Source organism: Vibrio sp. 11-4(1), assembly GCF_013048625.1.
Lineage (GTDB): Bacteria > Pseudomonadota > Gammaproteobacteria > Enterobacterales > Vibrionaceae > Vibrio > Vibrio diabolicus.
Genome location: NZ_VHSY01000018.1, coordinates 1 through 13569 on the forward strand (window position 1 = coordinate 1; position 13569 = coordinate 13569).

Annotated in this window: 11 protein-coding genes and 5 tRNA genes; 14 read left to right on the forward strand and 2 right to left on the reverse strand. The window is 45.6% G+C overall.

All coding sequences use genetic code 11. The annotated features are described in order from the left end of the window. Positions 1–45: 45 nt before the first annotated feature. The 5 genes from FKN16_RS22355 to FKN16_RS22375 all read left to right on the forward strand — a co-directional run bounded on the left by FKN16_RS22355 (position 46) and on the right by FKN16_RS22375 (position 587). Positions 46–122 (forward strand) — tRNA-Met (locus FKN16_RS22355). 30 nt (positions 123–152) lie between these two features. Then, positions 153–228 (forward strand) — tRNA-Gly (locus tag FKN16_RS22360). A gap of 36 nt (positions 229–264) precedes the next feature. Further along, positions 265–340: transfer RNA gene (locus FKN16_RS22365), tRNA-Gly, on the forward strand. A 35-nt stretch (positions 341–375) separates the two neighbouring features. Further along, a tRNA-Gly gene (locus FKN16_RS22370) sits at positions 376–451 on the forward strand. A 59-nt stretch (positions 452–510) separates the two neighbouring features. Continuing rightward, positions 511–587: transfer RNA gene (locus tag FKN16_RS22375), tRNA-Met, on the forward strand. Between the two features lie 619 nt (positions 588–1206). Here FKN16_RS22375 and queG read toward each other — a convergent pair. Beyond that, a complete protein-coding gene (queG, locus tag FKN16_RS22380) occupies positions 1207–2334 on the reverse strand; it encodes a tRNA epoxyqueuosine(34) reductase QueG (protein ID WP_005395385.1) in 1128 nt (375 codons plus the stop codon). Between the two features lie 277 nt (positions 2335–2611). Between queG and tsaE the strand changes: the two genes are divergently transcribed. The 8 genes from tsaE (at position 2612) to hflC (ending at position 11764) form a co-directional block, all read left to right on the forward strand. Further along, on the forward strand, positions 2612–3076 hold the full coding sequence (gene tsaE, locus FKN16_RS22385; RefSeq protein ID WP_005395381.1) for a tRNA (adenosine(37)-N6)-threonylcarbamoyltransferase complex ATPase subunit type 1 TsaE: 465 nt from the start codon (positions 2612–2614) through the stop codon (positions 3074–3076). Beyond that, complete coding sequence (locus FKN16_RS22390) at positions 3070–4785, forward strand: LysM peptidoglycan-binding domain-containing protein (protein WP_170903558.1); 1716 nt, start codon at positions 3070–3072, stop codon at positions 4783–4785. The genes tsaE and FKN16_RS22390 overlap by 7 nt, the downstream gene beginning before the upstream one ends. A gap of 18 nt (positions 4786–4803) precedes the next feature. Continuing rightward, positions 4804–6816, forward strand: a complete 2013-nt coding sequence (gene mutL, locus FKN16_RS22395; RefSeq protein ID WP_170903559.1) for a DNA mismatch repair endonuclease MutL — start codon at positions 4804–4806, stop codon at positions 6814–6816. After that, the gene (gene miaA / locus FKN16_RS22400) at positions 6813–7745 is read left to right on the forward strand and encodes a tRNA (adenosine(37)-N6)-dimethylallyltransferase MiaA (protein ID WP_170903560.1); all 933 of its coding nucleotides are present in this window, start codon (positions 6813–6815) and stop codon (positions 7743–7745) included. The genes mutL and miaA overlap by 4 nt, the downstream gene beginning before the upstream one ends. 193 nt (positions 7746–7938) lie before the next feature. Beyond that, on the forward strand, positions 7939–8202 hold the full coding sequence (gene hfq, locus FKN16_RS22405) for an RNA chaperone Hfq (protein ID WP_005381379.1): 264 nt from the start codon (positions 7939–7941) through the stop codon (positions 8200–8202). 38 nt (positions 8203–8240) lie between these two features. Continuing rightward, positions 8241–9530 (forward strand): ribosome rescue GTPase HflX, encoded by a 1290-nt coding sequence (hflX, locus tag FKN16_RS22410; protein ID WP_005381380.1) that lies wholly within the window; start codon positions 8241–8243, stop codon positions 9528–9530. A 45-nt stretch (positions 9531–9575) separates the two neighbouring features. Further along, positions 9576–10781 carry an FtsH protease activity modulator HflK gene (gene hflK, locus FKN16_RS22415; RefSeq protein WP_005395374.1) on the forward strand — a complete coding sequence of 402 codons (1206 nt, stop codon included), beginning with the start codon at positions 9576–9578 and terminating at the stop codon, positions 10779–10781. A gap of 2 nt (positions 10782–10783) precedes the next feature. Further along, positions 10784–11764, forward strand: a complete 981-nt coding sequence (gene hflC / locus FKN16_RS22420; RefSeq protein ID WP_005395373.1) for a protease modulator HflC — start codon at positions 10784–10786, stop codon at positions 11762–11764. Between the two features lie 62 nt (positions 11765–11826). On the opposite strand, the gene FKN16_RS22425 is transcribed toward hflC, so the two are convergent. After that, the gene (locus tag FKN16_RS22425) at positions 11827–12012 is read right to left on the reverse strand and encodes a DUF2065 domain-containing protein (protein ID WP_005381383.1); all 186 of its coding nucleotides are present in this window, start codon (positions 12010–12012) and stop codon (positions 11827–11829) included. Positions 12013–12184: 172 nt separating this feature from the next. On the opposite strand from FKN16_RS22425, the gene FKN16_RS22430 reads away from it, so the two are divergent. After that, positions 12185–13501, forward strand: coding sequence for an adenylosuccinate synthase (locus FKN16_RS22430; protein WP_005395372.1), 1317 nt, complete (start codon positions 12185–12187; stop codon positions 13499–13501). Positions 13502–13569: the final 68 nt, after the last annotated feature.

Consider the following 13569-nt stretch of genomic DNA (forward strand, 5'->3'; position numbering starts at 1 on the left):
CCAGTTTTATAGTTCTCACGGTACTTAACGGTGACACAATACGGACGCGGGGTGGAGCAGCTTGGTAGCTCGTCGGGCTCATAACCCGAAGGTCGTCGGTTCAAATCCGGCCCCCGCAACCAAATTCCATTAATAGCGACTGCTGTTAATATGCGACACTAGCTCAGTTGGTAGAGCGCAACCTTGCCAAGGTTGAGGTCACGAGTTCGAACCTCGTGTGTCGCTCCAATATATAGCCCTCATCGTGCTTAACGGTGACGAAATGCGACACTAGCTCAGTTGGTAGAGCGCAACCTTGCCAAGGTTGAGGTCACGAGTTCGAACCTCGTGTGTCGCTCCAATATATAGCCCTCATCGTGCTTAACGGTGACAAAAGCGACACTAGCTCAGTTGGTAGAGCGCAACCTTGCCAAGGTTGAGGTCACGAGTTCGAACCTCGTGTGTCGCTCCAGTTTCTTTTTTATAAATGAAAGCAAAGCCTTCATCATCAACAAAGATGAAGCACTCGGACGCGGGGTGGAGCAGCTTGGTAGCTCGTCGGGCTCATAACCCGAAGGTCGTCGGTTCAAATCCGGCCCCCGCAACCAAATACAAGACGATAGATTGAATGCTTATTTATTAGCACAATCCTAAGTCGTCGACGGATGCGCCGCTTGATTCAATTCCTGCTTCTCGCAACCAATCACATCGCTCTTTTCATAATGCTGCGAAGCATGAATCCCCAAAAACTAAATTTTATCCGCATCATATGATGTCGGACGATTTCGTTTGTGTTTAAAACACGATATGAATCGGCTGGCGTACAAGCATGATGAGGTTCTGCATGTTTTATCTACTTTAATTAACAGAGTTATCCACATATGTCGTTCTGTGGATAAGTTAGTTGATAAAGTGTTTTTAGCTTGACTTTTTGCGATGGAGAAGAAAGATCTTTTCGCTGAAGGAAAGTCGAAATAATAACGAAATATTGATTAAGTCTTTGTTAAACAAGAGAAAAATAAGTTTTTTGTCGGATCGGATACGTTAAAATACGATCATTAACTGGTATTTTTTTGATCCTAGTCATTTCTCCAAGCTGTGTTTAACTTTTTTCTGCTAGCTTGTTTTTCTTGAATCTCAAATTTTTTTCCACATTACAAAATTGAGAACAAGGTCATGAATTGAACATGTAAAAGTGCTTTCAATCTCTTGCATATAGACTACGCACTATGCGTCTCTTGGTAGCCCCTTCTCGACTATTCTTATTAAGCGCTGCTTTTTCGTCTCTGTAGATGCTTTATTCTCAATGGGGAGTTGATTCAGTTGCTCGGCCAAAGCCCATTTGATGTGTTCATCAAGTAATTTATTTTCACCTTGTCGACTTTCTAACGCATCAATGACTCGTTGACTGTATTCTGCATTACCAAGTGCGACAGCAATATTACGCAGCCACTGTATATGACCAATGCGACGAATAGCGGAGCCTTCCATATTTTTTAGAAAAGTCGCTTCATCCCAGTTAAACATGTCAACGAGATCCGGGTTTTTGAAACTATCGCGACGATGGAAATCACTCTGCTCCGTTATGTCGGCGTAGCGATTCCATGGGCAAACCAATTGGCAGTCATCACAGCCATAAATGCGGTTACCCATTGGCTTGCGAAACTCTTCAGGGATCACGCCATCGAACTCGATGGTGAGGTAAGAGATGCAGCGTCTAGCATCAACAACTTTGTCTTCAACGATGGCTTGTGTTGGGCATGAGGTAATGCATGCTTTGCATTTACCGCACTGATCAACGCTTGGCTCGTCAACGGGAAGTGGCAAGTCGATAAGTAACTCGCCTAAAAAGAACCACGAGCCACAGTCTTGATCTAAAATCAGGGAATGTTTCCCTGTCCAGCCTAAGCCCGCTTTTTGGGCGAGTGGTCGCTCCAATATTGGTGCGGAGTCGACGAAAGGTCGGTAACCATACTGACCAACTTCTTGTTCAATAAGTTTGCCAAGTTTATTCAGTTGTTTTCTGACGAGCTTGTGATAATCACGCCCTAATGCATAGCGACTAATATAGGCATGATTTTTATTCGCTAGGTTCGAAGCGAATTGTGCTTCTGGTGGTAGGTAGTCCATCCGAACGCTGATCACACGAACGGTTCCCGGGAGTAGCTCATTGGGTCTAGCTCGCATCATACCGTGACGAGCCATCCAGTCCATTGAGCCGTGATAGCCTGCATCGAGCCATTTTTGCAGGGCGGCTTCATGCTCACTCAGATCAACGTCGCAGATCCCAACTTTTTGGAAGCCGAGCTCTTTTCCCCAAATTTTGATTTGTTGTGCGAGTTGTTCGTAGTTCATGCTAACCACCGGAATAAAAGGGGGGCGGATCTTAACGGATCTCTGGCTTTGGTGCTACCCAGTTAGGGACGTTTTTGATGCTGTGAATACTGCTTATTGAAGTCATTTGCATATATTCTAAATCTAGGTCGATACTAAGGTGATTAAGATACCGTTCCTTGAATACTTTTTTCGCACATATGACATTTGAAAGCTTGTCTCTCAAAACCAACACGGTTTACTATTCCTGTTCTTTTGATTTTTATATAGTCAACGATCATTAGTTAGAGAAGCATCAATGAGCACGAAACAATTCAATTTAAAAGATGAGCACGAAACGGTTGCACTAGGTACCGCTCTGGCTCACCTTTGTTCGCAACAAACCACAATTTATCTGCATGGTGATTTGGGTGCAGGTAAAACAACCTTTAGTCGTGGTTTTGTCCGTGCTCTTGGCCATCAAGGTAACGTGAAAAGCCCAACTTATACTCTAGTCGAACCGTATCAGTTGGATCAGTGGCAAGTGTACCATTTCGATCTTTATCGTCTTGCGGATCCTGAAGAGCTTGAGTTCATGGGGATTCGAGATTACTTCACAGATGATGCAATTTGCTTGGTTGAATGGCCTGAAAAAGGGCATGGTTTGTTGCCACAACCGGATCTTGATGTGAACATTCGCTACCAAGGTGAGCAGCGTGTAGCCGAACTAACAGCTAATAATGATTATGGTGTGCAGTTACTCAGTCGATTGGAGCTATGTTGAGTTTTTCAAATTTTAGAGTAGTGGCGACGTTTGTCGCCACTTTTCTCCTTCTCATCCCCAATTTAGCATTTGCTAACGTCGTTAAGAGTTTTCGAGTTTGGCCTTCTCCTGATGAAACGCGTGTTGTCATCGATTTAGGCTCGGAAGCTGACTATTCCTATTTCTCTTTATCCGGACCGGATCGTCTTGTCGTGGATTTAAAAAGCACGACCATGCAGGCCAAACTGCCTGTTACTGTTACGGACAGCCCGGTTTTAAAGCTAGTTCGAAAAAGCTCTCCGCCAGAGAAGGGCACCTATCGTTTGGTGTTTGAACTGAAAAAGAGCGTTCAAGCGGAATTGTTTAAATTAAGCCCAACACCTGGCGGGCAATATGGTCACCGTTTGGTGATTGACCTGCCGCACAGTAAGAAAGCATCGACTTCAGCTTCTAAACCGAGCAAGCCAGCGGCGACCAGTAAAGACATGAGTTCAGTACAACGAGCTCAAGAAGTCTTGATCGTTATCGACCCTGGTCACGGTGGTGAAGATCCTGGCTCTATTGGCCCTTCACGCCGTAAGTACGAGAAAGATGCGGTATTGAGTATCTCAAGAAAAATTGCAGCTCAGCTCGATGCTACGCCTGGGATTAAAACGCGTATGACACGTACCGGAGATTACTTTGTGAATCTAAACCGTCGTGTAGCCATTGCCCGTGAAAATGATGCGCACTTACTGATTTCCATTCACGCTGATGCGTTTACCTCACCGAAGCCTCGCGGAGGTTCGGTTTTCGTACTGAATACCCGTCGTGCAAATACTGAAATTGCTCGCTGGGTTGAGAACCATGAGAAACAATCTGAAATATTAGGTGGTTCGGGTAATGCGTTCTTCACTAAGACCAAAGATCGTAACGTGAACCAAACTTTGTTGGACTTGCAGTTTAGTCATTCACAAAAAGAAGGATATAAGCTGGCAACAGAAATCCTTGGTGAGATGGGACGTGTTGCGCACCTGCATAACACCAAACCGATTAATACTAGCCTTGCTGTTTTACGCTCTCCGCAGATTCCGTCTGTACTAGTGGAAACGGGCTTTATTTCTAACCCAACAGAAGAGCGGTTGCTGTTTCAACGAGCGCACCAGGATAAGTTAGCTCAGGCGATCACTAAGGCGGTCGTTAAGTACTTAAAAGATAATCCACCAGAGGGTACGGTATTCTCGCCTTCAGCGAAGCCAATAGTGCATACCGTAAAACGTGGCGAGTCGTTATCGGTGATTGCGAATAAATATGGGCTTAGCTCTAAAGCGCTGATGTCGGCAAACAACTTGAAGTCGACTGGGTTGGCAATTGGTCAGAAGCTCAAAATCCCTTCTGCTGGCACGATTAAAGTGCCAAGTAAACCGATTACTGTTGAGACAGAAACCATTATTCACAAGGTTAAGTCAGGTGAGTTCTTAGGTAAGATCGCGAGTCACTATAAAGTGAAGGTTTCAGATATCCGCCGTGAGAACAACCTGAAGTCAGATACCTTGTGGGTAGGACAAAAGTTGAAGATAACAGTCGCTGTCAAAGATAAGCCGATCCGTAAGCACAAAGTTTCTCGAGGTGAATACCTTGGTAAAATAGCGTCCAAATACGGCGTCAGCGTTTCGAGCATTCGTAAAGCGAACAACTTACGCTCTGATCAGCTGGCGGTTGGGCAAGTTCTTATCATTCCAAACAAGTAGGTGAGCTTTTAACTCATTATGACGATTAAAATTTTGCCAGCTAGACTTGCAAACCAAATCGCAGCAGGGGAAGTGGTCGAAAGACCCGCCTCTGTGATTAAAGAACTGGTTGAAAATAGTCTTGATTCTGGCGCAACTCGAATCGATATCGATATCGAGAAAGGAGGCGCAAAGCTGATTCGTGTTCGTGATAACGGCAAAGGTATCGCGAAAGATGAACTCGGCTTGGCGCTCAGTCGTCATGCTACATCTAAGATACATACCTTGGATGATCTTGAAGCCATCATGAGTCTAGGTTTTCGCGGTGAAGCGTTAGCCAGTATTAGCTCAGTCTCGCGTTTGACGCTCACATCGCGTCCTGCGGCACAAGAAGAAGCCTGGAGTGCCTACTCTGAAGGGCGTGATATGCAGGTGAAGCTTAAGCCAGCAGCGCACCCGATTGGTACGACTGTTGAGGTGTTGGATTTATTTTTTAATACTCCTGCGCGTCGCAAATTTCTTCGTACCGAGAAAACCGAATTTGCTCATATTGATGAGTTATTGAAACGCATTGCGTTAAGTCGCTTTGATGTCACCATCAATGTGCGTCATAACGGCAAGATCATTCGTCAATATCGTGCGGCGAAAAATCAGCTTCAAACCGAAAAACGTATTGCAGCTGTCTGCGGTAACGCGTTTGTTCGACACATGCTCAGAATCGAGCTTGAGCATCAAGGGTTAAAGCTACATGGTTGGATCACCACACCAGAAGGAGCAAGGCAGCAAAGCGATTTACAGTATTGCTATGTGAATGGCCGAATGATGCGTGACAAATTAATCAATCACGCGATTCGTCAAAGCTATGAAATGAGCTTAAAGCCAGATCAGTTCGCTGCCTATGTGCTCTTTATTGAGTTAGACCCGCACCAGGTAGATGTGAATGTCCACCCTGCTAAGCATGAAGTGCGTTTCCACCAAGCTCGCTTAGTGCATGATTTCATCTATCAAGCTTTGGCGGATGCACTTGCACAAAGCGCCGTGATTGATAAACCACAGGTTAATGAATCGGCATTTCATCGTGTGGAACCGAATGAGCCCGAAGAGGTTGAGCATTCGCCTGCGCCTGAAAAAGTACAAGAGCCAGCATCTTCACCAGTACCAGAGCGGGTTTATCAAGCGATAGAGAGTACACCGGCTTATCCTGGACGCAGTGATTATGAAGTGAAGCCTCGTAATAGCGGTCCTAGTGAAACCTCCGTGCGAGAGGCGCGCGTAGTGGAGTCATTCAAACGTAATGATTGGGTGGAATCCAAACCCGCACCAAAGCCGAATCACAGTAAAGAGCGCCACGTAGAGCCAACGCCAACTAAACAAGAAGTGCGCGCTTATCACGAGTTGTTGAAAACGCCAGAGTTTGAGTATCAATCCGTAACGCCGATAGTGCCCCAAAAGGCAACTTCGCATGCATCACTTCCATCGATTAATGCATTAGGCAAAGCGCTAGTGATGGTCGATGAGCAATTTGTTTTGATGAGCAGTGACAGTGGGGCGGCGTTAGTCTCGTTACCTAGAGCGGAATTTTATCGTGTAAAAGGGCAGCTCACTCCAAGCGATGGCGCGCTTAAAGCACAGCCTTTACTCGTTCCTCTATCTATTAAGTTAGAGGCCGAGTTAGTGAAGCTGGCTCAAGATTATCAACAAGATTTGGCGTTACTTGGCATTCAATTGAAAGCGAGAAATGAGCAAGCCTTAATGGTGATGGGCGTTCCCGCGCCGCTACGTCAACAAAACTTACAAAATCTAGTACCAGATCTGTTATCTTACGCGCAATCTTGTGTGAAGGAAGGTATAGCAACGGCTCAGATGCTGTCTGAGTTGATAGATTGGCTCGCATTGCAGGTCACGACAGTGAAGAGTCTCTATACTTTTTCTGAAGCAATTCAAATTATTGCGGAACTTGAACAGCTAAGAGATGGTCAATTGCCATTAGAAGATACAAAATTTGTATCCGCTGTTGATTTCTCTGCCACGATAGCCAAATTAAAACCATGACAGATAAACTACCTTTGGCGCTATTTTTAATGGGGCCAACTGCATCAGGCAAAACTGAGTTGGCGATTCGTCTTCGTCAAAAGTTCCCGGTTGAGATCATCAGTGTTGATTCTGCTTTGATCTATAAAGGGATGAATATCGGTACGGCGAAACCGGATGAAAAAGAGTTAAGTTTAGCGCCTCATCGCTTGATTGATATTTTGGATCCGAGCGAATCTTACTCTGTAGCCGACTTTCGTCGTGATGCATTGAAAGCGATGGATGATATTGTTGCAGAAGGAAAAATTCCACTCTTAGTGGGTGGGACAATGCTGTATTATAAGGCGCTACTTGAAGGTTTATCCCCACTTCCTGCTGCAAATCCTGAAATTCGTCAGCAAATTGAACAAGAAGCATTGACTAAAGGTTGGTCAGTGTTGCACGATGAACTCAAAGAGGTTGATCCTGTGTCAGCAGCGAGAATCCATCCCAATGATCCCCAACGTTTATCTCGGGCATTGGAAGTTTTTCGTATTTCAGGTAAAACTTTGACTGAATTGACTCAAACGAAAGGTGAAAGCCTGCCATACCGAGTCAAGCAATTTGCAATAGCTCCCAAGGATAGGGCAGAACTTCACCGTCGAATTGAACTTCGTTTCGAAAAGATGATGGAAGCGGGCTTTGAAGAAGAAATGAAAGCGCTACATTCGCGAAAAGATCTTCACCCCGATCTTCCTTCCATACGATGCGTCGGTTATCGACAGATGTGGGAGTATTTAGATGGAGAGTGTACACGTGACGAAGCAGTATTTCGTGGCGTATGCGCGACTCGTCAATTGGCCAAGCGTCAAATCACCTGGTTACGCAGCTGGGATGACTTAACTTGGTTGGATAGCGAGAACATTGAACAGGCATTAGAAACGATGTCGGAAGCAATAGCATCTGATTGACATAGCTGTGTATAATGTGATCGTTTTTGCGTGAACGCACTCTCAAAGGATCTGTTGTTGGCGGTTTTTATACTATGCTGCTAATTACTTAGAGTGCATTTTTGATTCGTTTAGCTCAGATGCAAAAGCAGTATCTTTTGCATTGCACCACTAGCTAAATAATTACAACTACAAATTAAATAAGGAAAATAAAATGGCTAAGGGGCAATCTCTACAAGACCCATTTCTAAACGCGCTACGTCGTGAGCGTATCCCGGTATCTATCTACCTTGTGAATGGTATTAAACTACAAGGTCAGATCGAATCGTTCGATCAATTTGTGATCCTGCTGAAGAATACTGTTAACCAAATGGTGTACAAGCACGCGATCTCAACAGTTGTGCCGGCTCGTCCAGTGAGCCATCACAGCGGTGAACGTCCACAAGGTGAGCGTCCACAAGAGAAATCAGAAGATTAATTCTTCATCGAGTATTTTTAAAATAAGGAGTTGATTGCTTGTTTGACCGTTATGAATCCGGTGAGCGAGCCGTACTTGTTCATATCAACTTCACGCAAGAAGGTGAATGGGAAGATCTGGCTGAGTTCGAAATGCTGGTTTCTTCTGCTGGGGTAGAGGCGCTACAAGTGGTAACTGGTAGTCGTCAATCCCCACACCCGAAATACTATGTCGGAGAGGGTAAGGCCCAAGAGATTGCTACTGCGGTACAGTCGACAGGTGCCGAAATTGTGATTTTTAATCACGCCCTCTCTCCTGCCCAAGAACGTAACCTCGAAGCACTGTGCCAATGTCGAGTTCTCGACCGCACTGGTCTTATTCTCGATATCTTTGCTCAACGAGCTCGAACACACGAAGGTAAGCTACAGGTAGAGCTGGCTCAACTTCGTCATATCTCTACTCGTTTGATTCGTGGTTGGACGCACCTTGAAAGGCAGAAAGGGGGTATCGGTTTACGTGGCCCGGGTGAAACCCAGCTGGAAACCGACCGTCGCTTATTGCGTGATAGAATCAAAGCCATCCTGCGACGCTTAGACAAAGTAGCGAAGCAGCGTGAACAAGGGCGCCGCGCCCGAAATCGAGCTGAAATCCCAACGGTTTCACTCGTGGGTTACACCAACGCGGGTAAGTCGACACTCTTCAACCGTATTACAGAAGCTGGCGTGTATGCCGCTGATCAACTATTTGCTACTTTGGACCCGACTTTACGTAAGATAGAGTTAGCAGATGTTGGGCCTGCCATTTTGGCTGACACGGTTGGTTTTATTCGACATTTGCCTCACGACTTGGTTGCGGCCTTCAAGGCAACCTTGCAGGAAACGCAAGAAGCTGACATTTTGTTACATGTTGTTGATGCCAGTGATGAGCGTTTTCGTGAGAATATTCAAGCTGTTCATGAAGTACTAGAAGAGATCGATGCACATGAAGTGCCGACTCTGGTTGTCATGAACAAAATCGACAATCTAGATTCGCAGAAACCACGTATAGAACGAGACGAGGAAGGCGTACCTCGCGCAGTTTGGGTTTCAGCAATGGATGGGTTGGGCATTGATGTCCTGTTTGAGGCACTGACGGAACGTCTGGCGTCACAAATGGTCGAGCATCAGTTGCGAATTCCTCCACAGTATCAAGGACGATTCCGTAGTACCTTCTTCCAAATGAAGTGTATTCAACGTGAGGAATATGACCAGGATGGTAACTTGTTGATCGATATTCGAATGCAGCAAGTAGATTGGTCTAGACTTGAAAAAAGAGAAGGGGCAGTTTTGACTGGCTTTATAGTCACTTAAAGGACTGCTACAGTATAACGTCATATCAAATGATGGAGCTTTCTAATGGCGTGGAATGAGCCTGGAAATAACAACGGCAACAATGGCCGCGATAATGACCCTTGGGGTAATAATAATCGTGGTGGCCAGCGTCCTGGTGGCCGAGATCAAGGTCCGCCAGATTTAGATGAAGTGTTCAATAAACTGAGTCAAAAACTGGGTGGCAAGTTTGGTAAAAAAGGCGGCGGTGGTTCTCCAATCGGCGGCGGTGGTGGTAGTGCAATTGGCTTTGGCGTGATTGCTCTTATTGCTGTTGCAGTTTGGTTCTTCGCTGGTTTTTACACCATCGGTGAAGCAGAGCGTGGTGTTGTGCTGCGTTTAGGTAAATACGATCGTATCGTAGACCCAGGCCTTAACTGGCGCCCTCGTTTTATTGATGAATACGAAGCGGTAAACGTACAAGCGATTCGTTCACTACGTGCATCTGGTCTAATGCTGACTAAAGATGAAAACGTCGTAACAGTCGCGATGGATGTTCAGTACCGAGTGACTGACCCGTACAAATACTTGTACCGTGTAACCAATGCGGACGATAGCTTGCGTCAAGCAACGGATTCTGCACTACGTGCAGTAATTGGTGATTCATTGATGGATAGCATTCTAACCAGTGGTCGTCAGCAAATTCGTCAAACTACGCAAGAAACACTGAACCAAATCATTGATAGCTATGATATGGGTCTGGTACTTGTTGACGTAAACTTCCAGTCTGCGCGTCCACCAGAGCAAGTGAAAGATGCGTTTGACGATGCAATCGCAGCTCGTGAGGATGAAGAGCGTTTCATCCGTGAAGCAGAAGCTTATAAAAACGAGATTCTGCCGAAGGCAACGGGTCGTGCTGAACGTTTGAAGAAAGAAGCACAAGGTTACAATGAGCGTGTAACTAACGAGGCTCTTGGTCAGGTAGCACAGTTCGAAAAACTACTACCAGAATACCAAGCGGCACCAGGTGTAACGCGTGACCGTCTGTACATTGACGCAATGGAAGAAGTGTACTCAAGCACTTCGAAAGTGTTGATTGACTCGGAATCAAGCGGCAATCTTCTGTACCTTCCAATCGATAAGTTGGCGGGCCAAGAAGGTCAGGCAGACACAAAACGTAAATCGAAGTCATCTTCAACCTACGATCAAATTCAACTGGAGTCTGAGCGTACACAAGAAGACACTTCGAACACGCAGTCTCGTTCAACAGGTTCACGTCAAGGGAGATACTAAGAATGCGTAAGTTAATGATCCCTGTATTGGTAATCGCACTGGCATTAATGTTGATGTCTTTGTTTGTGATTCCTGAAGGTGAGCGCGGTATCGTGGTTCGATTTGGTCGTGTTCTTAAAGACAACAACGACATCACTCGAATTTACGAGCCTGGTTTGCATTTCAAGATGCCTCTGTTTGACCGTGTTAAACAACTTGATGCACGTATCCAAACGATGGATGGCCGTGCAGACCGTTTCGTAACGTCTGAGAAAAAAGACGTTATTATTGATACCTACGTGAAGTGGCGTATTGAAGACTTTGGTCGTTACTACCTAGCGACAGGCGGTGGTAATTCGCTAACGGCGGAGGCACTACTTGAGCGTAAAGTAACGGATGTGCTTCGTTCTGAAATCGGTGCTCGTGAAATCAAACAGATTGTATCTGGTCCACGTAACGATGATGTACTACCAGAAGATGCAAGTGCAGATGTTGTCGCAACTGAAGCGGCACGTGAAGCGCTTGAGATTGATGGTGAACGTGACCTAATCATGTCTGAAGTATTGAAAGACACGCGTGAAAGCGCGATGAAAGACTTGGGTGTTCGTGTTGTTGATTTCCGCATGAAGAAAATCAACCTGCCTGATGAAATCAGTGAGTCTATCTACCGTCGTATGCGTGCAGAGCGTGAGTCTGTAGCTCGTAAGCACCGTTCTCAAGGTCGTGAGAAAGCAGAAGTTATTCGTGCTCAAGCTGAGCTAGAAGTGGCAACCATTCTAGCTGAAGCTGATAAGACTGCTCGTGTAACACGAGGTGAAGCGGATGCAGAAGCAGCGAAGATTTATGCTGAAGCATACAACAAAGACCCTGAATTCTTTAGCTTCCTACGTTCGCTACGTGCGTATGAGAAGTCCTTCAGCTCTAAGAGCGATATCCTGGTACTTGATCCGAAGAGTGAGTTCTTCCAATACATGAACCAGTCGAAGGGCGGCATGGAGAAATAATCTCAGCGTCAAATGAAACAAAAGGCTCCTTAGGGAGCCTTTTTTGTATCTGATGCTAAGTGCTAGCTCATCATGATGGCGATTACGGCTCCAGCAACTACTAGGCAGCCACCGATGCGTCGTAGCTGATTGTTGGGCTGTTCACTTAATTGAGCCACCATATTCCGCCAACCGTTTGGAGCAATGAGTGGTCCAATGCCTTCCACGATCAAGACGAGCCCAATCGCCAACCATATGGATTCAGACATACCGCTTTCCAGTCGAATAAAGAAAACTAAATACTATCAGTGATATGCTGATTTCAAAATGAGCAAAGCAGCAAGATGACATTCTGGTAGCAACTCTGTGAACAAAAAATGACTGCAAGAAGCGTGATTCGGTGCTAGAATCCATTTTTAACTAGCAATCAGACTTGGAAAGATGGGAAATAACGTAGTCGTTCTAGGCACCCAATGGGGTGACGAAGGTAAAGGTAAAATCGTAGACCTTTTAACTGAAGATGCAAAATACGTGGTACGCTACCAAGGCGGTCACAACGCAGGTCATACTCTCGTAATTGACGGTGAAAAAACCGTTCTTCACTTAATTCCATCAGGTATCCTTCGCGATAACGTAAAATGTGTTATCGGTAACGGTGTTGTACTATCACCTGAAGCTCTACTTAAAGAAATGAAACCTCTTGAAGAGCGCGGTATTCCAGTACGCGAGCGTCTTTTCATTTCTGAAGCATGTCCGCTAATTCTTCCTTACCACGTTGCAATGGACCAAGCTCGCGAAATCGCTCGCGGTAAAAAAGCTATCGGTACAACAGGTCGTGGTATCGGTCCAGCATACGAAGATAAAGTTGCTCGTCGCGGTCTACGCGTTGGCGACCTATTCGATATGGAATCGTTCGCTGAGAAGCTAAAAGAAGTCATGGAGTTCCATAACTTCCAACTAGTTAACTTCTACAAAGCTGAACCAGTAAGCTACGAAGCTGTGCTTGAAGAAGCAAAAGGCTACGCAGAGCTACTTACTTCAATGGTTATCGACGTAACTGACGAACTAGACGCAGCACGTAAGCGCGGCGATAAGATCATGTTCGAAGGTGCACAAGGTACGCTACTTGATATCGACCACGGTACTTACCCATACGTAACGTCTTCTAACACGACTGCTGGTGGTGTTGCTGCAGGTTCAGGTTTTGGTCCTCGTCACATCGGTTACATCTTGGGTATCGCGAAAGCGTACTGCACTCGCGTTGGTGCTGGTCCATTCCCAACTGAGCTATACGATGGTCTAGATAAGCAAGATCCAATTGGTAAGCACTTAGGTGAAGTTGGCCACGAGTTCGGTGCGACAACTGGTCGTCTACGCCGTACAGGTTGGTTCGATGCTGTTGCAATGCGTCGTGCAATCCAAATCAACTCTGTATCTGGTTTCTGTCTAACTAAATTAGACGTACTAGATGGTCTAGAAGAGCTAAAAATCTGTACTGGTTACAAGATGGAAGATGGCTCTGTGCTAGAAGTTTCTCCGATGGCTGCTGAAGCATTCGAAAAAGCAACGCCAATCTACGAAACAATGCCAGGTTGGTCTGAGAACACATTCGGTGCTAAAGCGCTAGAAGATCTACCACAAGCGGCTCTTAACTACATCAAACGTATTGAAGAGCTAACAGGTGTGCCTGTAGATATCATTTCAACAGGTCCTGACCGTAACGAAACTATCATTAAGGTTCATCCATTCGAAGCTTAATTGATAGTCGTTAAAGATTGCAAAAGCCGACCTTCTGGTCGGCTTTTTTGTATCTGAACAAAAAACGG